General features: G+C 72.2%; 19 protein-coding genes. 8 read left to right on the top strand and 11 right to left on the bottom strand.

All coding sequences use genetic code 11. From position 1 onward, the window contains the following. Positions 1–63 precede the first annotated feature (63 nt). Positions 64–693 carry a class I SAM-dependent methyltransferase gene (locus Asera_RS16805; RefSeq protein WP_030445568.1) on the top strand — a complete coding sequence of 210 codons (630 nt, stop codon included), beginning with the start codon at positions 64–66 and terminating at the stop codon, positions 691–693. Positions 694–992: 299 nt separating this feature from the next. After that, a complete protein-coding gene (locus Asera_RS16800; protein WP_051802056.1) occupies positions 993–1,598 on the top strand; it encodes a phage tail tip lysozyme in 606 nt (201 codons plus the stop codon). A gap of 21 nt (positions 1,599–1,619) precedes the next feature. Here the strand turns inward: Asera_RS16800 and Asera_RS16795 are convergent, their stop codons facing one another. The 3 genes from Asera_RS16795 to Asera_RS16785 are packed head-to-tail and all read right to left on the bottom strand — an operon-like array spanning position 1,620 to position 4,649. Next, positions 1,620–2,576 (bottom strand): TAXI family TRAP transporter solute-binding subunit, encoded by a 957-nt coding sequence (locus Asera_RS16795; protein WP_084131181.1) that lies wholly within the window; start codon positions 2,574–2,576, stop codon positions 1,620–1,622. Then, entirely contained in the window at positions 2,573–3,964 is a 1,392-nt protein-coding gene (locus Asera_RS16790) for a sensor histidine kinase (protein ID WP_030445565.1), read from the bottom strand. Before Asera_RS16790 ends, Asera_RS16795 begins: the two co-directional genes overlap by 4 nt. A 28-nt stretch (positions 3,965–3,992) precedes the next feature. Further along, on the bottom strand, positions 3,993–4,649 hold the full coding sequence (locus tag Asera_RS16785) for a response regulator transcription factor (RefSeq protein ID WP_030445564.1): 657 nt from the start codon (positions 4,647–4,649) through the stop codon (positions 3,993–3,995). A 176-nt stretch (positions 4,650–4,825) separates the two neighbouring features. Here Asera_RS16785 and Asera_RS16780 point away from each other — a divergent pair, with 176 nt between their 5' ends. Both Asera_RS16780 and Asera_RS16775 read left to right on the top strand, forming a co-directional pair. Next, positions 4,826–5,575, top strand: a complete 750-nt coding sequence (locus Asera_RS16780; protein WP_030445563.1) for a hypothetical protein — start codon at positions 4,826–4,828, stop codon at positions 5,573–5,575. Positions 5,576–5,634: 59 nt separating this feature from the next. Then, a complete protein-coding gene (locus Asera_RS16775) occupies positions 5,635–7,428 on the top strand; it encodes a bifunctional metallophosphatase/5'-nucleotidase (RefSeq protein ID WP_030445562.1) in 1,794 nt (597 codons plus the stop codon). 558 nt (positions 7,429–7,986) lie between these two features. Here the strand turns inward: Asera_RS16775 and pgi are convergent. From pgi to Asera_RS16760, 3 genes are all read right to left on the bottom strand, one after another. Then, positions 7,987–9,609: a glucose-6-phosphate isomerase gene (gene pgi, locus Asera_RS16770; RefSeq protein ID WP_030445561.1), complete on the bottom strand. Its 1,623-nt coding sequence runs from the start codon at positions 9,607–9,609 to the stop codon at positions 7,987–7,989. 135 nt (positions 9,610–9,744) lie between these two features. Then, positions 9,745–10,677, bottom strand: a complete 933-nt coding sequence (locus tag Asera_RS16765; protein WP_030445560.1) for a GNAT family N-acetyltransferase — start codon at positions 10,675–10,677, stop codon at positions 9,745–9,747. 206 nt (positions 10,678–10,883) lie between these two features. Further along, positions 10,884–11,366, bottom strand: coding sequence for an amidohydrolase family protein (locus Asera_RS16760; protein ID WP_051802054.1), 483 nt, complete (start codon positions 11,364–11,366; stop codon positions 10,884–10,886). Positions 11,367–11,441: 75 nt separating this feature from the next. Here Asera_RS16760 and Asera_RS16755 point away from each other — a divergent pair, with 75 nt between their 5' ends. Continuing rightward, positions 11,442–11,798: a MerR family transcriptional regulator gene (locus Asera_RS16755; RefSeq protein WP_030445558.1), complete on the top strand. Its 357-nt coding sequence runs from the start codon at positions 11,442–11,444 to the stop codon at positions 11,796–11,798. Positions 11,799–11,843: 45 nt separating this feature from the next. Continuing rightward, the gene (locus Asera_RS16750) at positions 11,844–12,206 is read left to right on the top strand and encodes a YybH family protein (protein WP_030445557.1); all 363 of its coding nucleotides are present in this window, start codon (positions 11,844–11,846) and stop codon (positions 12,204–12,206) included. A 110-nt stretch (positions 12,207–12,316) separates the two neighbouring features. Here the strand turns inward: Asera_RS16750 and Asera_RS16745 are convergent, their stop codons facing one another. From Asera_RS16745 to Asera_RS16735, 3 genes are all read right to left on the bottom strand, one after another. Further along, positions 12,317–15,184, bottom strand: coding sequence for a vitamin B12-dependent ribonucleotide reductase (locus Asera_RS16745; protein ID WP_030445556.1), 2,868 nt, complete (start codon positions 15,182–15,184; stop codon positions 12,317–12,319). A 288-nt stretch (positions 15,185–15,472) separates the two neighbouring features. Further along, complete coding sequence (gene nrdR, locus Asera_RS16740; protein ID WP_051802136.1) at positions 15,473–16,045, bottom strand: transcriptional regulator NrdR; 573 nt, start codon at positions 16,043–16,045, stop codon at positions 15,473–15,475. Positions 16,046–16,332: 287 nt separating this feature from the next. Next, positions 16,333–16,608: a LysM peptidoglycan-binding domain-containing protein gene (locus Asera_RS16735; protein ID WP_051802053.1), complete on the bottom strand. Its 276-nt coding sequence runs from the start codon at positions 16,606–16,608 to the stop codon at positions 16,333–16,335. 706 nt (positions 16,609–17,314) lie between these two features. On the opposite strand from Asera_RS16735, the gene lexA reads away from it, so the two are divergent. Beyond that, positions 17,315–18,130 carry a transcriptional repressor LexA gene (lexA, locus tag Asera_RS16730; protein ID WP_030445553.1) on the top strand — a complete coding sequence of 272 codons (816 nt, stop codon included), beginning with the start codon at positions 17,315–17,317 and terminating at the stop codon, positions 18,128–18,130. A 77-nt stretch (positions 18,131–18,207) separates the two neighbouring features. Here the strand turns inward: lexA and Asera_RS16725 are convergent, their stop codons facing one another. Beyond that, on the bottom strand, positions 18,208–20,277 hold the full coding sequence (locus Asera_RS16725) for a hypothetical protein (protein ID WP_157034745.1): 2,070 nt from the start codon (positions 20,275–20,277) through the stop codon (positions 18,208–18,210). Between the two features lie 216 nt (positions 20,278–20,493). Next, positions 20,494–22,125, bottom strand: coding sequence for a GTPase HflX (gene hflX / locus Asera_RS16720; RefSeq protein ID WP_084131175.1), 1,632 nt, complete (start codon positions 22,123–22,125; stop codon positions 20,494–20,496). Between the two features lie 306 nt (positions 22,126–22,431). Here hflX and Asera_RS16715 point away from each other — a divergent pair, with 306 nt between their 5' ends. Beyond that, positions 22,432–23,871, top strand: a complete 1,440-nt coding sequence (locus Asera_RS16715; RefSeq protein WP_030445550.1) for an NAD-dependent malic enzyme — start codon at positions 22,432–22,434, stop codon at positions 23,869–23,871. Positions 23,872–23,893 lie beyond the last annotated feature (22 nt).

Genomic DNA, 23,893 nt, shown 5'->3' with positions numbered 1-23,893 from the left:
CGGCCGTCCGGCCCCGCCTCGCGGCCCGGCCCGGTTGTCGGGGTGGTCGGTTAGCGTGCGGGGATGGGTGCGGACTGGCTGGCGCGGACGCGGGCGTCGTACGACGCGGAGGCGGCCGGTTATGCCGAGGTGGTGCGCGACATCCTGGGTGGCCGGCTGCCGTACCTGAACGCGGCGCTGGACGTGTTCGCCGGCCAGGTGCGCGCGGCCGGCGGCGGGCCGGTCGCCGACGTCGGGTGCGGTCCCGGGCACGTCACCGCGCACCTGCACGGGCTCGGCGTCGACGCGTTCGGCATCGACCTGGCGCCGGGGATGATCGAGGTGGCCCGGTCGAACCACCCGGGGCTGCGGTTCGAGGTGGGTTCGATGACCGACCTGCGGCTGCCGGCGGGCTCGGTGGGCGGGCTGCTCGCCTGGTGGTCGCTCATTCACGTCCCGGACGACACGGTGCCCGCCGTGCTGGGCCAGTTCCACCGGGTGGTGCGTCCCGGCGGGCCGGTGCAGGTCGGCTTCCACGTCGGCGACCCGGACCGCCCGGTACCGCCCGGCCGCAGCGGGGACGCGCCGGTCCACCGGCGCCGCGCGGAGCAGGTTGCGGGCTGGCTCGGCGACGCCGGGTTCACGGTCGCGGCGCGGTGGGAGTTCAACCTGGACACCGACCGGCCGGGCGCGATCCTGTTCGCCCGGCGCTAGCGGGCGTCTGCCCAGCCGACCACCGCACAGCCAGCCACCGCCGGCACGGCCAACCACCGCCGGAACGGCCAGCCACGGTCTGTGCAACCAGCCACCGCTCTGCACGGCGAGCCACGGTCCGCCTAGCCGCCCGCTCGGAGCATACCGTTGCCCACTCAACCTAGTCATATTTTGGTCAATAAGGTCTTTTTTATCTTTATTACGGGCGTAACCTACCTCCGTGGCCCCGGTTCGTTCGCGGGGATCCCCTACCAGCGCCGGTCCCAGCAACCGCACCGGCGAAGAACGGAGAGTGTGTCGTGTTCAGATCCGGCAAGGCACGTGTCGCCATCCTCACCGCGACTCTCGCCGGCGCCCTGACGCTGGCCGGTACCACCGCGCCCGCACAGGCGTCGCCCCAGACCGGCGCGGCCACGGTAAAAGCCGGCAGCCACGGCGGGATGAGCCCCAACAACTCACCGATCGCCCCGTCGGTGATCACCCAGAACGAGCAGGCCGCGTTCAACTACTTCGTCGCCAAGGGCCTGACGGCGCAGCAGTCGGCCGGCATCATCGGCAACCTCGACCAGGAGTCCGGCATGGACCCGACCATCTGGGAGTACGGCGGGGGCCCGGGCCGGGGCATCGCGCAGTGGAGTGCCGGCGGCCGGTGGGACACCGACCCGGGCGACAACGTGGCCGAGTTCGCCGCCGGCGGCAACGTCTACGACCTGACGTTGCAGCTGAACTTCATCTGGTTCGAGCTGACGAGCTTCCCCGGCTACGGGCTCGGCGACCTCCAGGCGGCGGGCACCATCGACGACGCCGTCCTCGCCTTCCAGAACAAGTACGAGATCTGCGGCGCGTGCAACAGCACCAACCGGATCAACTTCGCCTACGCCGCGTACAACGCCTACGCCGGCTGAGCACGGCGGCGCGGCACCTACCTACGGGGCCTTCTGCTCGCGGTAGAACCGTTCGGCACCAGGATGCAGCGGGACGGGGTAGGTGCCGAGGGCGGAGCGCGGGTCGAGCTGCCGGCCCTCCGGGTGCGCGGCGGACAGCCGGGGCTTGGCGACGAACAGCAGCCGGGTCAGCTGGTACGCCGCGGACTCGCTCATCGCCGCCGGCACCGCGAGCACGTTGGCGATCGCCACGGTGCTCACCGAGGTGAGGGTGTAGATCGAGTTCGGGATCCAGCCGGTGCTGTACACCTCGCCGTACTGGCTCTGCAGGGTCGGCACGTAGCTGCTCAGATCGATCAGGCCGACCTCCAGGTCACCGGAGGCGACCAGCTCGGCGATCGCCGTGCAGGGCAGGCCGCTGGAGAAGAAGAACGCGTCGATGATGCCGGCCCGCAGCGCCGCGATCGAGTCGCGCAGCCCCAGCTTGTGCTGTTCGAACCCGCGCAGGGTGATCCCGGCCGCGGCGAACAACCGGGTCGCGACCACCTCGGTACCGGAGCCGGCGGCTCCGGTGGAGACCGGCCGGCCGGCGAGCCCGTCCACCCCGTACGCGCCGCGGTTGGTGGCGATCAGCAGGTGTACGTGATCGGCGTAGAGCTCGCCGAGCGCCCGCAGCTGGTACTTGGAGCCGAACGAGCCGAGCCCGTCCAGATCCTGTGCGGCGACGTCGACGCTGGTGAACGCGACCTGCGCGCGGCCGGTGCGCAGCCGTTCGAGGTTCTCCACCGAGCCGGCGGTCGGGGCCGCCTCGACCCGCCAGCGGGAGTCGAGCGTCGTCCCGAGCGCCCGGCCGAGCGGCTGGTAGACGCCGCCGTTCTCGCCGGTCGCCAGGGACAGTCGCGGTCGCGGTCCGGGGTCCTCGGTACAGCCGGCGAGCAGCGGCGCGGCGCCGGTCAGGGCGGCGCCGGCGAGGGCCGTGAGCACGCTGCGGCGCCTCATTCGGCCGGCTCCGTGACGCGGGCCGGGGCGCCGGCCAGCCAGACCCCGGCGTCCAGTCCGCCGGCGGCGGAGCGGCGCAGCCGCAGCGTTCCGCCGGAGGCGGTGACCAGGGCGTTCGCGATGGCGAGGCCGAGCCCGGCGCCGGCCTGGCCGCGGTCGGGGTGCCGCCAGAACGGCCGCATCGCCTGCGCCATCTGCTCCTCGGTCATCCCCGGCCCGTCGTCGCAGACCGCGATGCGCACCCCGCCGGCGTCCCGGTCGACCACCACCTGCACCGCCGCGCCGGGGCCACCGTTCTTGATCGCGTTGTGTACCAGCACATCCAGCACCTGATCGAGGGTCTGCGCGGCGGCCCGGGCGGCGGCGGTGTCGACGCCAGCCCGGGTCAGCCGCACCCCGGCCGCGTCCGCCATCGCCTGCCACGCCACCACCCGGTCGTCCGCGATGGCGCCGGCGTCGATGTCGGTCAGCTCGGCGGATTCGGTGTCCGCCCGGGCGAACGTCAGCACCGCCTCGAAGATCGCGGACAGCCGGTCCACCTCGTCGACCACCAGCCGGTACTCGGCCGCGTCGGCCGGCGGTGCCGCGTCGGCGAGGTTCTCCACCCGCAACCGCACCGAGGCGAGCGGGGTGCGCAGCTGGTGGCTGGCGTACGAGATGAAGCCGCGTTGCCGGTCGATCAGCGCGGACAGCCGCGCCGCCATGATGTTGAACGAGCTGGCTAGCCGGCGCAGTTCCGGCGGCCCGACGTCGTCGTGTACCCGTTCGGTCAGCTCGCCGCGGCTGATCGCGTGCGTGACCTCGTCCAGCTCGTTGAGCGGGCGGGCGAACCAGCGCCCGATCGGGATCGCCAGCGCCGCACCGACCGCGAGCAGCATCAGCCCGATCGCCGCCAGTACGGCCCACTGCTGGCCGATCGAGGTGCGCAGCCCGTCGGTCGGCGACACCGTCACCACCGCGCCGTCGATCGCGCCGGAGTTGCCGATCGGCTCGGCGACCACCATCGGCCGGTCCTGCCACGGCCAGATCACGCCGGCCGGCTGGGCCCGCGAGCCGGACAGCGCCGCACGTATCTCGTCGCGCAGCAGCGGCGCGTCGGGGTCGATGCCGGCCCGGGACGCGATGCGGACCACGCCGTCGGGCAGCACCACCGCCACGCCGATCCCGTACAGCCGGTCGTACTCGGCGATCTCGCTCTGCAGGGTGGACAGCCGGCCGCCGCGCAGCCAGGTGCCGGCGACGGTGGCGAACCGGGTGGTGTCGTCGACCCGGTCGATGAACATGCCCTGGTTCTCCCGGGACGCGATCGTCACCGACAGCGGCAGCAGGAACGCCACCACCGCAACACCCAGCAACGACAGGTAGGTGATCAGCAGCCGGCGACGCACACTGCCCCCTCGGCGTCGGAGCGACGCACTATGCCTCCCGCACGTCGTAGCGGTAGCCGACGCCGTGGACCGCCTCGATCCGGCCGGCCGCGGCGATCTTGCCGCGCAGCGACCCGACGTGCACCTCGAGGGTACGGGCGGCGCCCGGCCAGGTGGAGCGCCAGACCTCCATGATCAGCCGCTGCCGCGGCACCACCGCGCCGGCCTGCCTCGCCAGCACGACGAGCAGCTCGTACTCCTTGGGACGCAAGGCAACCGGCTCCGCACCGATGTGCACCTGGCGTGCCTCGGTGTCGATCCGCAGCGTACCGACGGTGACCGGTCCGGCGGGCCGGGGCCGGTGCCGGCGCAGCACCGCCTCGATCCGCGCGGTCAGCTCGGCCATGCTGAACGGCTTCACCAGGTAGTCGTCCGCACCCGTGCGCAGCCCGAGCACCCGGTCACGTTCCTCGCCGCGCGCGGTGAGCACGATGACCGCCACGTCGGACCGCTCCTGCAACTGCTTGCACACCGTCAGACCGTCCATGTCGGGCAGCCCGAGGTCGAGCAGGACCAGGTCGCAGTCCGGTGCGGCGAGCGCCTGTTCACCGGTACCGACGTGGGTCACGCCGTAGCCGCGACGGTGCAGCGCCACGCACAACGCATCGGCGAGGCGCGCGTCGTCCTCCACGACGAGAATCTCCACATCACCCTCCGCCTACGCACAATCACCGTGCTCGCCGGCTCCTCAATGTTTGCTCAACGATCCTCGCCGAGCGCCGCCGAGCAGTCCAGACCGACCTATCGTCACGCACACCGGCAGTGCGCGATGCCCGCGAGAGACCGGGTGACCCACCACGCGGCCAGGAGAGGGAGGACACCATGCTTCCGGATCTGACGGCGTTGCGGCGACGACTGCAGCTCGGACCGATCGACCACCGTACCGCCGGCGCCGAGGCGGCCGTGCTGCACCGTGCGGTGACCGTACCGGTGCCGGCCACCCGCCGCAGCGCCAGCAGTGTCGGCCTGCTGACCGAGGCCGACACCCTCACCTCGTTCGACACGGTGGCCGCGGCCGCCCGTTTCGCCGGTACGCTGCACGCCGCGACCGGTGTCGCGGTCGAGATCGAGAGCCGCACGCTGGGCATCCGGCACCGGCACGAGATGCACTTCGTCCGGGTGGCCCCGTCCGAGCAGGACGCGGTACTCGCGGCGCTCGCCACCGGCTGGCACGCCGCGCGGGCCGCCGTCGCCGCCGCCCCGGTCGGCGGCATCGCCACCGAGGTGCGTACCGGACCGGCCATCGCGGCGGCGATCTGGCGCGCCCTGCTGCTCACCACCGCGCCCGTCCGCAACACCGCCGACCTGCGGCTGCGGATCCGCGACACCGAGCTGCTGGCGCTCGCGGTGCGCTCCGCCCAGGTACTCGGGGTGCCGACGCAGGCCCGCGCCACCGGCACCCTCGGCGTGCTCAGCGTGTCCGCCACCGACGGCGTGTACCGGCTGCTGGACCGGCTGGTGCCACGGCTGCCGGCGACTCGTCGACCCGTCGGCAGCCGACCCGCCGGTACCACCAGGCCGGCGCGGGCCGTCGCGGCGGCGGGTCCCCGCCGGCCGATGCCCGTCCGCTGACCTGCTCCCGCGAGGGCGATAGTCTGCCCTGTTGCCCACATCGCGGGAGGACTTGAAGGATGGGACATCGACGAACGGTCGCGGCGCTCGCCACGGCATGTTGCCTGACCGGAGCCGTGCTGAGCGCCGCGGCCGCGCCGGCGGCGGCCGCGCCGAAAGACGTCACGCTGACCGTGCTCGGCACCAGCGACGTGCACGGCCACGCGCTCGACTGGGACTACTACAAGGACAAGCCGTACTCCGACGCGGCCGGCAACTCGGTCGGGCTGGCGCAGGTGTCCACCGTGGTCGACCAGGTACGCCGGGAGAACCCCAACACGCTGCTGGTCGACGACGGCGACGTCATCCAGGGCACCCCGCTCGACTCGTACTACGCCACGGTCGAGCCGATCACGAAGACCGGCGCCACGCACCCGATGGCCGCGGCGATGAACCAGATGGGTTACGTCGCCGGCGCGGTCGGCAACCACGAGTTCAACTACGGCGTCGACTATCTCGGCGCGTACCGCAAGCAGTTGAACTTCCCGCTGCTCGCCGCGAACGTCACCGACCACCGCACCGGCGCGCCGGCGTTCGAGCCGTACGTCATCCGCACGGTGAAGCCCGCGCGCGGCGGCAAGCCGGTGCACGTCGGCTTCCTCGGCCTGACCACGCCCGGCTCGGCGATCTGGGACAAGCCGCGGGTCGCCGACCGCCTCGACTTCACCGGCGTACTGGAGTCCGCCAAGCACTGGGTGCCGCGGGTGCGGGCCGCCGGCGCCGACGTGGTCGTCGTGCTGGCGCACTCCGGCATCGAGACCAGCTCGTCCTACGGTGACGCGCTGCCCTGGCCGGAGAACGACATGCGCCAGGTCGCCGAGCAGGTGCCGGGGATCGACGCGATCCTGTCCGGCCACACCCACCTGAACAACCCCGAGGTGGACGTCACCAACAAGCAGACCGGCCGCACGGTGGTCATCTCGCAGCCCGGTCTGTGGGGCGAGCGGGTGTCCCGCTTCGACCTCAAGCTCCAGCTGGTACGCGGCCACTACCAGGTGGCGGACGCCAGTTCCTCGCTGCTGAACCCGGCCAGCGCGGCGCCGGATCCGAAGGTGGTCGCGGCGACGAGGACGCAGCACACCACCACGGTGTCCTACGTCAACTCGGTGATCGGACAGTCCACTGCGGACATGCCCGCCGGCCCGTGCCGCTGGTCCGACTGTGCCGCACTGGATTTCATCAACCAGGTGCAGACCGAGACGGTACGTCGGGCGCTCACCGGTGACGATGCGAACCTGCCGGTGCTGTCGGCGGCCGCGCCGTTCAACCGGGACGGCGGGATCACCGCCGGCGACGTGACGGTACGCGACATCGCCGGCATCTACGAGTTCGACAACACGCTGCTCGGCATCAGGCTGACCGGCGCCCAGGTCAAGGCGTACCTGGAGAAGTCGGCGGAGTACTTCAAGCAGGTGTCCGGCACCGGGCCGTACCCGGCGGACGACGTGACGAACGCGCCGACCACCGACTCGCCCAACGGCACCCCGGACTACCTGTACGACGTGCTGTCCGGCGTCACCTACGACATCGACATCGCGAAGGCGCCCGGCAGCCGGATCGAGAACCTGTCGTACGACGGGAAGCCGATCACCGACGACCAGCAGTTCGTGCTGGCGATCAACAACTACCGGCAGTCCGGTGGCGGGAACTTCCCGGGCGTCACCACCGCACCGGTCGTGTACGACCAGCAGGTCGCGATCCGCGAGTCGCTGATCGACTGGGTGCAGCAGGCGGGCACCATCGACCCGGCGCAGTTCTCGGCGGACGACTGGAAGCTCGTCGCGAACGGTCAGCCGGTTCAGATCACCGGCTGAGCCTCGGCCGGGCGGCGCGGCCGAGTGCCGTACCGCCCGGCGGCCGTTGCCGCTGTCGGATACCTGCACCGGCAAATCATGAAATGACCGACATCGATCTTCACTTAGAGTAGGTTCATGGGTACCGACGGTGACTTACCGCGGTACACCTCTCTCAAGGAGACGATCATGCTGGCGATCTTCACCGATGGTCTGGCCGTCATCATCAGCCACTGCTGGTGGTGGTAGGCCGCTCCGGCACCGCAGCGCACCGGGCGCCCGGCCACCCGCCGGGCGCCCGACGCATTCGTCCCGATCCATACCCTGACGTACCCACCTGCCGGCTCCATCACTCGACCGAGCCGGTCAGCCCGCCGGACAGCGTCCCGCGGATGTTGCGGAAACCCACGGCAACACCGGCAACCGCGACGTAACGTCGAGCCAGACGGGCGGAGTCGCGCTCCGCACGTCTACCCACACGCCGGTCGAGGGCCATCGGTCGGAGTGGTTGGGCGCCCGGCAGCCAGCCGGGCGCCTTTTCGCACCCACCCCGCGGATCGCCGCGGTGTTCCGGATCGCCTACCGGCCGCGCTGGGTGCGGTAGCGGGCGATCAGCGCCGCCGTCGACGGGTCGGTGTCGCCGGGCTCACCGGCCAGCAGCGGCGCCAGCTGCTTGGCCATCTCCTTGCCCAGCTCCACCCCCCACTGGTCGAACGAGTCGATCCCCCAGATGGTGCCCTCGGTGAACGTGACGTGCTCGTACAGCGCGACCAGCTGGCCCAGGGTCGCCGGCGTCAGCTTCGGCGCCAGGATCGAGGTCGTCGGGTGGTTACCCGGCATCACCTTGTGCGGCACCACGTCCGCGCCGACCCCGGTGGCCTCGACCTCCGCCGCGGTACGGCCGAACGCCAGCGCCGCGGTCTGCGCGAAGAAGTTCGCCATGAACGCGTCGTGCATCTCGTCGAGCTCGTAGTTGGGCTCGCTGAACCCGATGAAGTCGGCCGGGATGAGCTTCGTGCCCTGGTGGATCAGCTGGTAGAACGCGTGCTGCCCGTTCGTGCCCGGCTCACCCCAGAACACCTCACCGGTCTGGTAGGTGACCGGCTCACCGTCGCGGGTCACCGACTTGCCGTTGGACTCCATCGTCAACTGCTGCAGGTACGCCGGGAACCGGTGCAGCAGCTGGGAGTACGGCAGCACCGCGTGCGTCTGCGCGCCGAGGAAGTTGTTGTACCAGACGTTGAGCAGCCCCAGCAGCGCCGGCACGTTCTGCTCGATCGGCGTGGTGCGGAAGTGCTCGTCGACGACGTGGAACCCGGCCAGCATCTCGCCGAACGCATCCCGCCCGATCGCGAGCATCAGCGACAGCCCCACCGCCGAGTCGAACGAGTAGCGCCCGCCGACCCAGTCCCAGAAGCCGAACATGTTGTCGGTGTCGATGCCGAACTCGCCCACCAGCTTCGCGTTCGTGCTCACCGCGACGAAGTGCTTCGCCACCGCCGCCGGGTCGTCGCCCAGCCCGGACAGCAGCCAGGCCCGCGCCTGCCGCGCGTTGGTCAGCGTCTCCAGCGTGGAGAACGTCTTCGACGCGACCACGAACAGCGTCGAGGCCGGGTCCAGGTCGGCCAGCGTCTGCGACAGGTCGGTCGGGTCGATGTTGGAGATGAACCGGCAGGCGATGCCGGCGTCCCGCCACGGCGCGAGCGCCTCGTACGCCATCACCGGGCCCAGGTCGGAGCCGCCGATGCCGATGTTCACCACGGTACGGATCTTCTCGCCGGTGTGCCCGCGCCAGTCACCGGACCGGACCCGCTCGGCGAAATCGCCCATCCGGTCCAACACCGCGTGCACGTCGGCCACCACGTCCTGGCCGTCCACCACCAGCTCCGCCGAGCGCGGCAGCCGCAGCGCGGTGTGCAGCACCGCCCGGTCCTCGGAGGTGTTGATGTGCTCGCCGGCGAACATCGCGGCGATCCGGTCGGCCAGCCCGACCCGCCGCGCCAACGCCGTCAGCAGCTCGATCGTCTCGTCCGTGACCAGGTTCTTGCTGTAGTCGACGAACAGGTCGCCGGCCTGCGCGGACAGCCGCTCCGGCCGCTTCGGGTCCCGCTCGAACTCGGCCCGCAGCCGCAGCGCCCGCGCCTGCTCGGCATGCGCCGCGAGGGCACGCCACTCGTCGGTGCTGGTGACATCCGTGCTCATCGATCGCTCCAAGATCTCATCGATCGCTCCCCCGACACCGTCCACGGCCGCTGGCCCACCCCGCACGGCCGCGGCCCCGGTGTCGCATCGTTTCGATCATGCCTCACCGGGGGCCGCGGCCCGGACGCACCGGGGTCAGGCCGCCGCCACCGGCGCCGACAGGATGAGTCGCACCTCGGTGTTGCGGTACCCGGCCCGATCGAACGCGCGCTGCATCGGCACGTTCACCAGGTCGGTGGTCGCGGTGACCCGCTCCGCCCCGGCCGCCGCGTGGAACCGGGTGATGTCCGCCAGCACCTCGTCGATGTAGCCGTTGCCGCGATGCTCCGGCAACACACCCAGGTAGCCGACGTTGCGCCCGTACGGGTTGCGCCACGGAATGCCGAACCCGACCAGCGTGCCGTCCTTCGTGTACGCCAGCCGCCACCAGCCGCGCGTCTCCGGCACGCTGCCGTACACGGCCAGCTCGTCCCGGGCCGCCGCGTCGGCACCCCACGCGGCCACGTTCCGGGAGCTGGTCGTGTCCAGCGAGCCGACCGACACCCGGCGGAAGACGTCGAGGAACGCCTCGTCGTCCGGCTCCGGCCGGAACACCAGCCGCTCCCCGGCCGCCGGCGCACCGGACGCGGGCGTCCAGGCGTACTGGAGCCGTTCGAGATCCTCGGTCATGCCCGCCCTCGCGGCGGCGTCCTGCCGCAACGACACCGCGGCCACGGCCGCCGGCTGCGCCCGCCAGCCGACCGCCAGCCGCAGGTGAAAGTCGGGCTTCGCGTCGAACGCCCGGTGCGCGGCGGCGAGGACCCCGGCTCCGACCCCGGCCGGATCGTCGACCCGATCGGACACCCACAGGTGGTCCAGGGCCAGCGGCGACTCCCCCGGCCGCGACCACCAGACGCCGAGCGCGGCCGGCACACCGTGCTCCTCGGCGAGCCAGATCCGATCCGGCCGGTAGCGGCCGGCGGTGAGCTCGTCGTCGAACCTCGCGCCGTCGAGCCGGGACACCGGGTCCGGCGCGATCAGCGACCTGATCCGGCCGAGTTCCGACTCGGCCACGCTACGAAACATCATGAATGGTGCCTCCACACTGGTGGCGCCACCGTACGCGTCAGGACCGTGCGGCCTGACCCGGAAGCGCCGAGATTCCGCTGGTCATCACCGGTGCCTCCCTCCTGTCATGATCGCCGACCGGTCGCCGGCGAACCCGCGCAGACCGTACGCGACCGTCCCGGCGGTGGCAATCACGTTTGCCCGCGGACCGGGCACGGCGGCGACGGTCAGTGCCGCCCGCGGCGAGCAGCGGGGCCGCCTGCCAGCAGGGCCGAGACGGTACCGCCGAGGACCCGATCACGAAGCTCTCCCGGTCCGGTCACCCGTTCGACCGCGGCCCGGGAGAGCACCGGATCACCGTACGGCGCGTCGGAGCCGAACATCGTCCGCTCCGGGACCTCCCGCACCGCCAGCCGCAGCGCGAACACCACGCAGGCGGTCGACAGGTCCAGGTACATCGAGGGGTGCTCGCGCACCAGGTCGATCGCGGTCAGCCAGTTCAACCCACCGAGCTGGCTGACCACCACCGGCACCGACCGGTACCGCGAGGACAGCGCGGCAAGCGTTCTCAGGTCGCCGTCGGTCGTCGGAGCGAAGCCGTGCACCACCACCGGCAGCCCGGCGTGGTCGGTGGCCGCCCGCAGCACCGGCTCCAACAGCTCGAACCGTCCCGGCGGCGGCGACAGCTCACCTCCATTTCGTGGCGCCACTGGTGCCGGGCGCCGTCGGAGCTACTGTCGATCCCTGACACTGTGCGAAGGTCAAGACCCGGGAGCGATGTCACGATGCTGATCGGAAAGCTGGCCGCCCGCACCGGCGCCGCCGAGCGGCAACTCCGCCACTACGAGCGCGTCGGCCTGCTCACCGCGGCCCGCCGCCACAACGGCTACCGGGAGTACGACGACTCCGCGGTCGACACGGTTCGCCGAATCCGAGCCCTGCTCGCCGCCGGCCTCCCGACGCGAACCATCCGCACGGTCCTGCCGTGCGCCACCGGCGACGGCACGGTGCACCCCTGCCCGGGGGTGCTGGACCTGCTCCGCAACCGGCTCGCCACGCTGGACCAGCGAGCCGCCGAGCTGGCCACGGCACGGCAGGCGCTGCTGGACTCCATCACCGTGGCGGAACGCGCCGCAGGCTGACCGGCGCGCGGCCGGGTGTCACACCCGGCTGGTAGATCTCCCGGCATGGACGATCCGGCAGAGTTCCTCCGTCGGTACGAGCGGGCCACCAACAGCCACGACATCGCGCGGCTGGCGCCGCTGATCGCGGCGGACGCGAGCTACTGGTTCACCGATGGCTCGCACCACGGGCGCGACGACGTGCTGGCCGCGATCGCGCGCACCTTTCGCACGATCACCGACGAGACGTACTCGCTGAGCGAGGTGGCCTGGCTGTACCGCGACGCCGACCACGTGGCGTGCCGCTACCGTTTCCGTTGGTCCGGCACCGTCGACGGCCGGAGCGCCAGTGGCGCCGGCCGCGGTACCGCCGTGCTGATCCGCTCCGCGGACGGCTGGCAGGTCCAGCACGAGCACCTCAGCCACTGATCACGGTTCCGGCGCGACCGGCCGTGGCCACCCGCCCTCCGGCGGCACGGACGACGGCGGGGTGCCGGCACGTTCGCCGGCACCCCGCCGTTCGGGGGTCCTCCCGGGGGTCAGCTGCAGCCGGAGGTGGAGCCGCAGCCCTCGCAGACGTAGCAGCTACCGGCCGGGCGCATCTTCGTCCCGCAGGTGAAGCAGAGCGGCGCGTCAGCCGCCTTGCCCTGCACCGCCTCCAGCAGCTCGGTGGACGAACCGGCCTGGGTCGACGGGGCCACCGCGGGCTCCGGCGCCGGCTCGGCCCGGCGCCGCGCGACCGGTGCCGAGGAGGCCATCGCCGCGAAGTCCACCGGCTCGTCGGTGTGCACCGACGCCGGGTCCTCGCCGCGCACCTCGGCGGCGCGCTCCGGGTTGGTCAGGATGCCCATCTCGGCCCGGCGCTCGAACGGCAGGAAGTCCAGCGCCAGCCGGCGGAACACGTAGTCCAGCACCGACGCGGCAATCCGCACGTCCGGGTCGTCAGTCATGCCGGCCGGCTCGAACCGCATGTTGACGAACTTCTCGACGTAGGTCTCCAGCGGCACCCCGTATTGCAGGGCCACCGAGATCGCCACCGAGAACGCGTCCATCACGCCGGCGAGGGTCGACCCCTGCTTGCCCAGCTTGAGGAACACCTCGCCGATCCCGTCGTCCGGGTAGCTGGACGCGGTCAGGTAGCCCTTCGCCCCCGCCACCGAGAACGACGTGGTGCGGCTGGGCCGCGACTTCGGCATCCGCTTGCGCACCGGCCGGTACTCGACGACCTCCTTGACCTGCTCGGTCGCCTGCTCCGGCGCCTTCTTCTTCGCCGACAGCGGCTGACCGACCTTGCAGTTGTCCCGGTAGATCGCGAGCGCCTTCAGGCCGAGCTTCCAGCCCTGCAGGTACACGTCCTCGATGTCGGCGACGGTCGCCGACTCCGGCAGGTTGACCGTCTTGGAGATCGCGCCGGACAGGAACGGCTGCAGTGCCGCCATCATCCGCACGTGCCCCATCGGCCGGATGGACCGCTCGCCCATCGCGCAGTCGAACACCTCGTAGTGTTCCGGCCGCAGCCCCGGCGCGTCCACCACGTGGCCGTGCTCGGCGATGTACTCCACGATCGCCTCGATCTGCTCCTCCTGGTAGCCCAGGCGGCGCAGCGCGCGCGGCACGGTCTGGTTGACGATTTGCATCGAGCCGCCACCGACCAGCTTCTTGAACTTGACCAGCGCGAGATCCGGCTCGACCCCGGTGGTGTCGCAGTCCATCGCCAGGCCGATCGTGCCGGTCGGCGCCAGCAGCGACGCCTGCGCGTTGCGCCAGCCGCTCTTCTCGCCGATCTCGAGGCCCTTGCGCCACTCGGCGCCGGCCGCCTCGAAGATCCGCCGGTCCTCGGCGCCCACGGTGTGCGCGGTGTCGTTCGCGGCGGCGTGCTTGCGCATCACCCGGGTGTGCGCGGACGCGTTGCGGGCGTACCCGTCGTACGGGCCGACGACGCCGGCGAGCTCCGCGGAGCGCCGGTACGACACGCCGGTCATCAGCGAGGTGATCGCCGCCGCCACGGCCCGGCCACCGTCCGAGTCGTACGCGTGCGCGGTCGCCATCAGCAGCGCGCCCAGGTTGGCGTAGCCGATGCCGAGCTGCCGGTACGCCCGGGTGGTGTCACCGATCGCCTCGGTCGGGAAGTCGGCGAAGCAGATCGAGATGTCCATCGCGGTGAACACCAGCTCGACCGACTTGACGAACTTCGCCACGTCGAACGTGTTGTCGTCGCGCAGGAACTTCATCAGGTTCATCGACGCGAGGTTGCACGACGAGTTGTCCAGCGACAGGTACTCCGAGCACGGGTTGGATGCGGTGATCCGGCCGGTCTCCGGGTTGGTGTGCCAGTCGTTGATGGTGTCGTCGTACTGCAGGCCCGGGTCGGCGCACTCCCACGCGGCCTTCGCGATCTTGCCGAACAGCTGCCTGGCCTTGATCGTCTCGACCACCTCACCGGTGGTGCGGGCCCGCAACGCGAACTCCTCGTCGCCCTCGACCGCGCGCATGAACTCGTCGGTCACCCGGACCGAGTTGTTCGCGTTCTGGTACTGGACGCTGGTGATGTCCTTGCCACCGAGGTCCATGTCGAAGCCGGCGTCGCGCAGCGCGCGGATCTTGTCCTCCTCGCGCGCCTTGGTCTCGACGAACTCCTCCACGTCCGGGTGGTCCACGTCGAGCACCACCATCTTCGCCGCCCGCCGGGTCGCCCCGCCGGACTTGATGGTGCCGGCGCTGGCGTCCGCCCCGCGCATGAAGCTGACCGGTCCGGACGCGGTGCCGCCGGAGGTCAGCAGCTCCTTGGAGGACCGGATCCGGGACAGGTTCAGCCCGGCGCCGGAGCCGCCCTTGAAGATCAGCCCCTCTTCCCGGTACCAGTTGAGGATCGAGTCCATCGAGTCGTCGACCGACAGGATGAAGCACGCGCTGACCTGCTGCGGCGAGCTGGTGCCGACGTTGAACCAGACCGGCGAGTTGAAGCTGAAGTACTGGTGGGCGAGCATCCAGGTCAGCTCGTGCTCGAACACCTCCGCGTCGGCCGGCGAGGCGAAGTAGCCGTGCTGCTCACCGGCGACCCGGTAGGTCTTCACCACCCGGTTGATCAGTTGCTTGAGGCTCCACTCGCGCTCCGGCGTGCCGACCGCGCCCCGGAAGTACTTCGAGGTGACGATGTTGGTGGCGTTGATGCTCCAGAAGTCGGGGAACTCCACGCCGCGCTGCTCGAAGTTGACCGAGCCGTCCCGCCAGTTCGTCATCACGACGTCCCGGCGCTCCCAGGTGATCTCCTCGTACGGGTGCACACCCTCCGTCGTCCACACCCGCTCGATGCGCAGACCCTTACCGGGCCGCTGGTCCTTCTTCTTCGCCCCCCGCTGGCCCCTGCCGGCCGCTGAATCGGACGACGTGCCCACCGCCTCGGTCATCTCTTCCCCCTCTGCGTGGCCCCCACACCGGGTGCCACCGCGTCGTGTCGCCCACCCCGTCGTACCGGCCGGGCGGACTGCTGGCCGCTGTGCGTCGTGCGTTGTCCGGCGTCACGCGTCGTCGCCGACGGGCACCGGTAGCGACCACGCCCGGTCACCGCGGTCGATGCCGCGGTCCGTTCGCCTCGGTCGTCTGTGCTCTGGCTGTGCTGTCGGGGTCGTACCCCGAGGTCCGTGCCACCCGCGCGAGTCGTGACCCGGGCGGGTCGTCTGCTGGCGCCGTGCGGTTCAGTCGCCGCCGACCCGCACCTGCGCGCCGCCCGGGGTGTCCACCGATCGGCCGGCCGGCGCTCTGCGCCGGGCCGCGTCGGGATCCGCCGGGCCCTCCCGCTCGCCCGAGCCACCGCCTCCGCCGTCCCGCGTCTCGCGCAGGCTGGAGATCTCCTTCTCGAAGTCGTCCAGCGTGTCGAACGCGCGGTAGACGCTCGCGAACCGCAGGTAGGCCACCAGGTCGAGGTCGCGCAGCGGACCGAGGATGGCGAGCCCCACGTCGTGGCTGGGCACCTCGGCCGCGCCGCGGCCGCGGACGCTGTCCTCCACCCGCTGGGCGAGCAGGGCCAGGTCGTCGTCGTCGACCGGCCGCCCCTGGCAGGCCTTGCGCACGCCGGACATCACCTTCGCCCGGCTGAACGGCTCGGTGACGCCGCTGCGCTTGACGACGGCGAGGACCGCCTCCTCGACCGTGGTGAACCGCTTGCCGCACTCCTGGCAGGCGCGCCGTCGCCGGATGAGCTGGCCGTCCTCCGCCTCGCGGGAATCGACCACCCGGGACTCGGTGTGCCGACAGTACGGACAACGCATGTCGAGCACCTCCTCCACGATCTGCACAGCCAAGCGGCGCCGGGCGTTTCCGGGCAGCACGAAGCTGCCCGGCGAGGGCCCGACGACCTGTGTACGGAGCGAACCGGTGAGGCCACTAACCCCAACCAGTGGTCATCTTACAGCGCTGTAACTACTAGATGTTGGGTCTGACGCTATTCCGTCGGCCCAGTTATCGCAAGCTGATCGACAGTTCGGCGTGTCACTGTCGCCCCTCGACTGAACCCGGCAGACGGGGCCGCAACACGGCACCGCGACGCCCGAAGACCTCATCGGTCACCGGCCGGGACGCTCAGCTCCTGTCCCGGATAGATGGTGTATCCGGACAGGTGGTTGAGGTGGCGGATTCGCTCGATCGTGGTCACCGGATCGCGGGAGGCAGAGTACCGGTCGGCGATCGACCAGAGCGTGTCGCCCCGGTGCACCTCGACCCGGCGAACCGGCGGCTCGGCGTCGCCCGAACTGGCCGCCGCCGCCCCCAGCCCGGCCGCCAACACCAACACCGCCACGGTGCGCACGAGCCGGCCGCGCCGGGTCAACCGCACCGGTCGGTGAACGCTCGGTTCTGCGGGCACCGCCCGCCGCTCTGCAGGCACCGCCCGCCGCTCTCCGGGCACCGCCCGCCCACCCTGGATCAGCCGCAGCGGTGGACGGCCGCGGTTGCCGGTCGCCCGGGTTCTCGAGCTTGCCGCCGGATTTCCCACCACCGGCTTTCGCATCACGTTGCGCCGTGCCGTCACGATTGCCCCCATGTGTCGCGCACCACCGCGGGCGGCCCGCCGCGGCGAACGCGCGGCGGCGGGTCGACCCGAAGGAACGACTGCCCGCATGATCGAACACAAGTTCGATCGAACGCACGTACGATTCATACCAGCGGACGAGGCCGATTTCGAGAGTTTGCCGGCGTGTCTATCGAACACATGTTTGGTGTCGCGCCCGGTTGGCCGATACGGTCAACGGTGACAAGGATGCGCGGGCGTTGCCGTTCCGGTCGTGATCGGCCGACCGCGCGGGTCGCGCGCCGGGCTGCGCCCCGGCGTGTCGGCGCAGCCTCGCGGCCGCCGCGGGGCCGACCGAAGGGATGCCGTTGTGGACGCCGACCAGAGCCACCAGACCAGCACCGGCCGGGGCCGCCGGTCGAGCACCGGCGGGCGCGGCGGCGTGACTCCGCTGCCGAAGGTGGGCAGCCGCCGCGGTGGGCAGCGAGACAGCGGAGCGAGCGGCGAGTCGGGTGCCTCGGCACCCACGGCCCTGACCGACGCGACCCGCAAGTCCGGCGCGACCCGCAAGTCCGGCGCGGCCGGCAAGCCCGGCGCGGCGGGCAAGGGTCGCCGCGGCGGCAGCGCAACGTCCGGGCGATCCGGCGCCTCGGCCGAGCCGCCGGCCGCCCCCACGGTGGTGGCGACCTTCCCGGACCAGCCGGAGGCCGATCTGACCGTCCGGCAGCGACGCATCCTCGACGTCATCCGCGACTCGGTGGAACGGCGCGGCTATCCGCCGAGCGTCCGCGAGATCGGCGAGGCGGTCGGGCTCACCTCGCCGTCCTCGGTGGCGTACCAGATGGGCATCCTGCAGCGGCGCGGCTACCTGCGCCGCGATCCGAACCGTCCGCGCGCGCTGGACGTGCGCCCGCCCCGCGAGCAGCCGCGGTCCGGCGAGGCCGCGGACGGCAGCCCGCTCAGTTCGATGCCGGAGGCGACCTACGTGCCGATGGTCGGTCGCATCGCCGCCGGCGGCCCGATCCTCGCCGAGCAGGCCATCGAGGATGTCTTCCCGCTGCCCAAGGAGCTGGTCGGCGAGGGCACGTTGTTCCTGCTGCGGGTCAGCGGCAACTCGATGATCGACGCGGCGATCTGCGACGGCGACTGGGTCGTCGTGCGGCAGCAGCCGGTGGCCGAGTCCGGTGACGTGGTGGCCGCCATGATCGACGGCGAGGCGACCGTCAAGACCTACCGACGCCGCGACGGTCACGTCACCCTCGTCCCCCACAACCCTGCGTACGAGCCCATCCCCGGCGACGAGGCCACGATCCTCGGCCGCGTGGTGACGGTGCTGCGCCGGATGTGACGCACGCGCGGCGCGGCGGGTCCGGCTCGCCGCGCCGCCAGCAGGCCAGTGGCGCGGCCGGCCCGCCGGGTGCCCGCTCAGCGCAGGTCGTCGAGCCAGTCGATCTCGTGATCGTCGTCGCTCGGTCGGCGCGACCGGCCGGACGACGGCGGCGTCCCGCGTCCCCGATCGGCCGGTGGCTGCGGTCGGGTGCGCCCGTGGTCCTGCCCCGAGCGGCGATCGGCGGGTGGCGGGCCAGCCGGGCCACGCCCGCGCGGCTCGTCCCGGACCTTGTCGATCACGGCCGTGTCCACGTCCGGTTCGGGGCGGTGCCGGGACCGGGGCGGCGCCGGTTCGTCGCCCGGCCGACCGTGCGGGCGTGACCGTGGCGGCAGCGTCGGCTCGTCGCCCGGGTCGTACCGGCGGCGCGCGGCCGGCGCCGGCTCACCCGCCTCGTACCGGCGGCGGGCCGGCTCGTCGTCCGGCCGCCGCCCGTACTGCCGGGACTTCGACGCCTCCTCGTCCGGCCGACCACCGTACTGGCGGGCTCGGGGCGGCTCCTCCGGCCGCCGCCCGTACTGCCGGGACCGGGACGCCTCCTGGTCCGGCCGACCCCCGGGCTGGCGGGACGGCGGCTGCTCGGTGTCGGGCCGACCGCCGCGGGACCGGGGCGGCAGCGTCGGCTCGTCCGCCGCGTCGCGCCGGCGGCGGGAGGTCGGCGGCAGGGTCGGCTCGTCGTCGGGGCCGGTTCGCCGGCGGCCCCGCATCGAGGCCTCCACCGGCGGCACGTACGGCCGGGCGCGGGACGGCTCGGGCGGCTCGTCGGCGTACGGCGGCTGCTGGGCGCGCGGCGGGGTGCGCCGATCCGGCGCCTCGCTTCCCATCCGGCTCTCCCGGCGTTCGTCGACGCGCGGGATGTATGCGGTCTCGACGTCGTCGTCGCGGGCTCCGCGCCGGCGGTCCGGGCCGGAGCCGGAGGGATGCGGCCGGTCGTCGCCCCGATCCCCGTCGTCCGGGTCGGCCGGCCCGCCGCGCCGTCGGGCCCGCCGGATGCCGACGATGCCGACGATCACCAGCGCCAGGCCGAGCACGCCGACGACGATGACCAGTTCCTTGATGTCGCTCAGACTGATGTTGCCGGAGAGCAGGCCACCGCCGCCCTCATCGGTGGCCTTGGCGGCGGCCGGGGACTTCGTCGGCGCCGGCGCGGCGGCCGGCGTGTACCTGAGGATCTTCGGTGCGGCGCTGCCGCTGTCCGAGACGGTCAGGAACGAGCCGCCGTCCGCGCTGTAGGTGATCGCCTCGCCGGACGGCTCGTTCGGCAGCGGGGTCCGCACCGGCTTGCCCGACACGATGCTCTTCGCGACGTCGCCGCCGGTGACCTTCCACTGGTACGCGTCGGTGAAGGTACGCAGGACCGCCCGGGTGCCGTCCGGGGACACGGCGCCGCCGGTGAACACCCGCTGCGCGCCGGGGCCGACCGAGCCGCCCGGGGTGTCGGTCCTCTCGAGCTTGATCGAGCCGATCGCCTTCATCGGGGTGGTGGCGTTGGCGGACAGCTTGGCGGTCGGCTCGTACACCTTGCCGACGCCGGCCTCGTAGGTGACCACGATCGGGGTGCCGTCCGGCTGCATCAGCAACGACCGGGCGTCGGCCGGGCCGGCGCCGGACGGGTAGCTCATCCGGTACAGCTGGGTGGGGCCGTTGCCGGCGGGGAGCTTCCAGACGGCGATCGTCTGGCGGGACTTGTCCGCGTCGCCGGTGTCGGCGACCCACAGCGTGCCGTCCTTGGTGGCCGCGATGTCCTGCGGCGAGGAGGCGCCCCGCCCCTGCGAGTCGCTCACCACATCACCGGTGACGTTGCAGTGCGAGTCGAGCTGGTAGATGGCCAGCGGTTCACCGGGGCCGGCATTGTTGACCACCGCGTAGCCCTTGCCCGTGGCGGTCAGCCCGGTGATCGCGTCGATGCGCTGGTCGGAGATGGTGCACACCTGGTGGCCTGCGGCGGCGGACGGCTTCGCGGACGGTGCCGCCGCCACCGGCGCACCGGCCATCACGGCGAGCGCCAGGCCCGCCAGCACCGACCCGAGCACCCCGCGACCGCGCACGCGCAGCGGTCGCAGTGCCCCCGGCGAGCGGAACGTCGACACAGGCCCTCGCAGATTCACGGCGCAAGTGTGGCAGAGCCGGCCGCCGTTCGGGGAGGTGGCCCGCCGTGACCAACCGACGGTTTATCGGGAATTGACCGAGTGTCGTTACCAAGGGGTAGCTAGGAGGAAGGTCACACTCCACCAGCGGGGCTGGTCACGGCGCGCATCGACGCCGGCGGATCTTCCGCCAGCGTCGACGAACGGTAAACCGGGGGTAAACCCGGCGGTACCGGATCAGCCGGTCGGCGCCGGCTCGGGCTCGGGCGCCGCAAGCGCGAACGGAGCCAGCTCGTTGGCCAGCACCGGGTCGACCCGGACCCGCAGCACGGTGCCCTCGGCGGTGTGCTCGAGCTCGAGCACCTCACCGTGCTCCCGGGCCCGGTTGACCAGATCACCCCGGTCGTACGGGACGCGCACCAGCATCGGCACCGGCGGCCGCGGCAGCCGGGCCTCGAGCGCCGCCCGCAGCTCGTCGATGCCGGCGCCGCTGTGTGCGGAGCAGAACACCGCGTCCGGCCAGATCCGGCGCAGCCGCAGCAGCGTCTCCGGATCGGCGGCATCGATCTTGTTCACCGCGAGCAGCTCGGGCCGGCTCGCCGCGTCGATCTCCGCCAGGACCTCCCGGACCGCGGCGACCTGAGCCTCCGGGTCGGGGTCGGAACCGTCCACCACGTGCAGCACCAGGTCGGCGTCGGCCACCTCCTCCAGGGTGGAGCGGAACGCCTCCACCAGCTGGTGCGGCAGGTGCCGGACGAACCCGACGGTGTCGGACAGCGTGTAGATGCGCCCGTCGCCGGTGCGGGCCCGCCGGGTGGTCGGATCGAGGGTGGCGAACAGCGCGTCCTCGACCAGCACACCGGCGCCGGTGATCCGGTTGAGCAGGCTGGACTTGCCGGCGTTGGTGTAGCCGGCGATCGCCACACCGGGCACGTCGTGCCGGCGCCGGTCGGCCCGCTTGGTGTCCCGGGCCGCCCGCATCGCCTTGATCTCGCGGCGCAGCTTCGCCACCCGCTGCCGGATGCGCCGGCGGTCGGTCTCCAGCTTCGTCTCACCGGGGCCACGGGTACCGACGCCGCCGCTGGCACCACCGGCCCGCCCGCCGGCCTGCCGGGACAGGCTCTCGCCCCAGCCGCGCAGCCGCGGGATCAGGTATTCCAGCTGGGCCAGCTCGACCTGCGCCTTGCCCTCCCGGCTCTTCGCGTGCTGGGCGAAGATGTCCAGGATCAGCGCGGTGCGGTCGATGACCTTGACCTTGACCCGGGTCTCCAGGTTGCGCAGCTGGCTCGGGGACAGCTCGCCGTCGCAGACCACGGTGTCGGCGCCGCTCTCCACGACCACGTCGCGCAGCTCGTCGACCTTGCCGCGGCCGACGTAGGTGGCCGGGTCCGGACGGCCGCGGCGCTGGATCAGCCCCTCCAGCACCTGCGAACCGGCGGTCTCGGCGAGCGCGGCCAGCTCGGCCAGCGACTGCTCGGCCGAGGCCAGGGTGCCCTCGGTCCAGACGCCGACCAGCACGACCCGTTCGAGTCGCAACCGCCGGTACTCGACCTCGGTGACGTCGGTGAGTTCGGTGGACAGTCCGGCGACGCGACGCAGCGCGTGCCGGTCGGCGAGTTCCAGCTCGCCGGTCGTGGCGTCCTCGGCGAGCACCGAGCCGTCCGCCAGGGCCGAGCCGCCGGGCAGCGGCGAGTCGTCGAGCGGCGCCGGCTCGGCGAGCTCGGGTTCGGCGAGGATGGCATCGGCGGTGAGCTTCGGCTCACCGGGCTCGACGCCGGCCGGGGCGGGATCGGTCGCGTACCGCTCGTCGTCGGGTGCCCCGCCCCGGAGCTGCCCGTCGAGTGCGGTAGAGGTATGTGTTTCAGCCATTGCCTCGATCGTGGCACGCGAAACCCGTCGATCGCACCCCCATTAGCGGCGGGTCGGCGGGACACGCGCCTTACCGGCCGGTAGCCCGCGGCCGGCGGCGGGCGGAACCTCGTGGCCCGCCCCGCAGGGTCCCCAGGGCGATCGCGCAGAGATACTGTCCGGATCAGGGAGTTCGGTACGAACGGGCGACCGGGCGAGGCCGCGCCGGGCACCGGACACCAGTACGCAGTACGTGTCAACGACGACATGATGTGACCGCGTCCGGGGGTGCGCCCGGGGCGGCCGCGACCCGGAGAGGACCGATCCGTGACCACCCGTAGCCTGCCGAGCGCCGGCTTTTCGATCACCGTGCGGGTCTCGGTACCCGCCGACTCCACCTCGATCGGCCGGCTGACCACCGCGGTCGGTGACGCCGACGCCATCGTCACGGCGCTCGACGTCGTCGACTCCGACCACCAGACGGTCACGGTCGACCTCACCTGCGACACCGCCGACGCGGCGCACGCGGAGAGCGTGGTGCACCACCTCGAGTCGCTCGACGGCGTGCAGGTACGCAAGGTGTCCGACCGGACGTTCCTGCTGCACCTCGGCGGCAAGATCGAGGTGTCCTCGAAGGTGAGCCTGCGCAACCGGGACGAGCTGTCCCGGGCGTACACGCCGGGCGTGGCCCGGGTGTGCATGGCGATCGCGGAGAACCCGGAGGACGCCCGCCGGCTGACCATCAAGCGCAACACGATCGCGGTCGTCTCGGACGGCTCCGCGGTGCTGGGCCTGGGCAACATCGGGCCGGCCGCGGCGATGCCGGTGATGGAGGGCAAGGCGGCGCTGTTCAAGCGGTTCGGCCGGGTCGATGCCTGGCCGGTCGTACTGGACACCCAGGACAGCGACGAGATCGTGTCGATCGTCAAGGCGCTCGCCCCGGCGTACGGCGGGATCAACCTGGAGGACATCGCCGCGCCGCGCTGCTTCGAGATCGAGGCCAAGCTGCGCGACGCGCTGGACATCCCGGTGTTCCACGACGACCAGCACGGTACGGCGATCTGCGTGCTCGCCGCGCTCACCAACGCGCTGCGCGTCGTGGGCAAGCAGATGAGCGACGTGCGGGTGGTCGTGTCCGGCTCCGGCGCCGCCGGTACCGCGATCATGAAGCTGCTGCTCAAGCAGGGCGTCGGCGACATCATCGCGTGCGACCGGCCGGGCGCGCTGCACCGCGGCATGCCCGGTCTGAGCGGCAGCTGGGAGTGGCTGGTCGAGCACACCAACTCCTCGAACTACTCCGGTTCGCTCGCCGGCGCGCTGGCCGGCGCCGACGTGTTCATCGGGGTGTCCGCGCCGAACCTGTTGGAGGGCAAGGACATCGCCACGATGAACGACGACGCCATCGTGTTCGCGCTGGCCAACCCGGACCCGGAGGTCGACCCGCGGGAGGCCCGGCAGTACGCGAAGGTCGTCGCCACCGGTCGCTCCGACCAACCGAACCAGATCAACAACCTGCTGGCGTTTCCCGGCGTGTTCCGCGGGCTGCTCGACGCGCAGGCGCCGAAGTGGACCGACGGCATGGCGCTGGCCGCGGCGAAGGCGATCGCCGACTCGGTCGGCGAGGAGAGCCTCAACGCCAGCGTGATCGTGCCGAGCGTGTTCGACCCGAAGGTCTCGCCCGCGGTCGCGGCGGCGGTCCGCGCCGTCGCGAAGGGCGCCGAGGACCCGAACCCGGACAGCGACAAGGCACCGCTGTCACTCCGCTGATCAGCCGGCCCGGTACCGCAGT

This window comes from Actinocatenispora sera (assembly GCF_018324685.1).
Lineage (GTDB): Bacteria > Actinomycetota > Actinomycetes > Mycobacteriales > Micromonosporaceae > Actinocatenispora > Actinocatenispora sera.
Note: the sequence above shows the minus strand (reverse complement) of the source record. Positions and strands in the feature narration are given on the sequence as shown.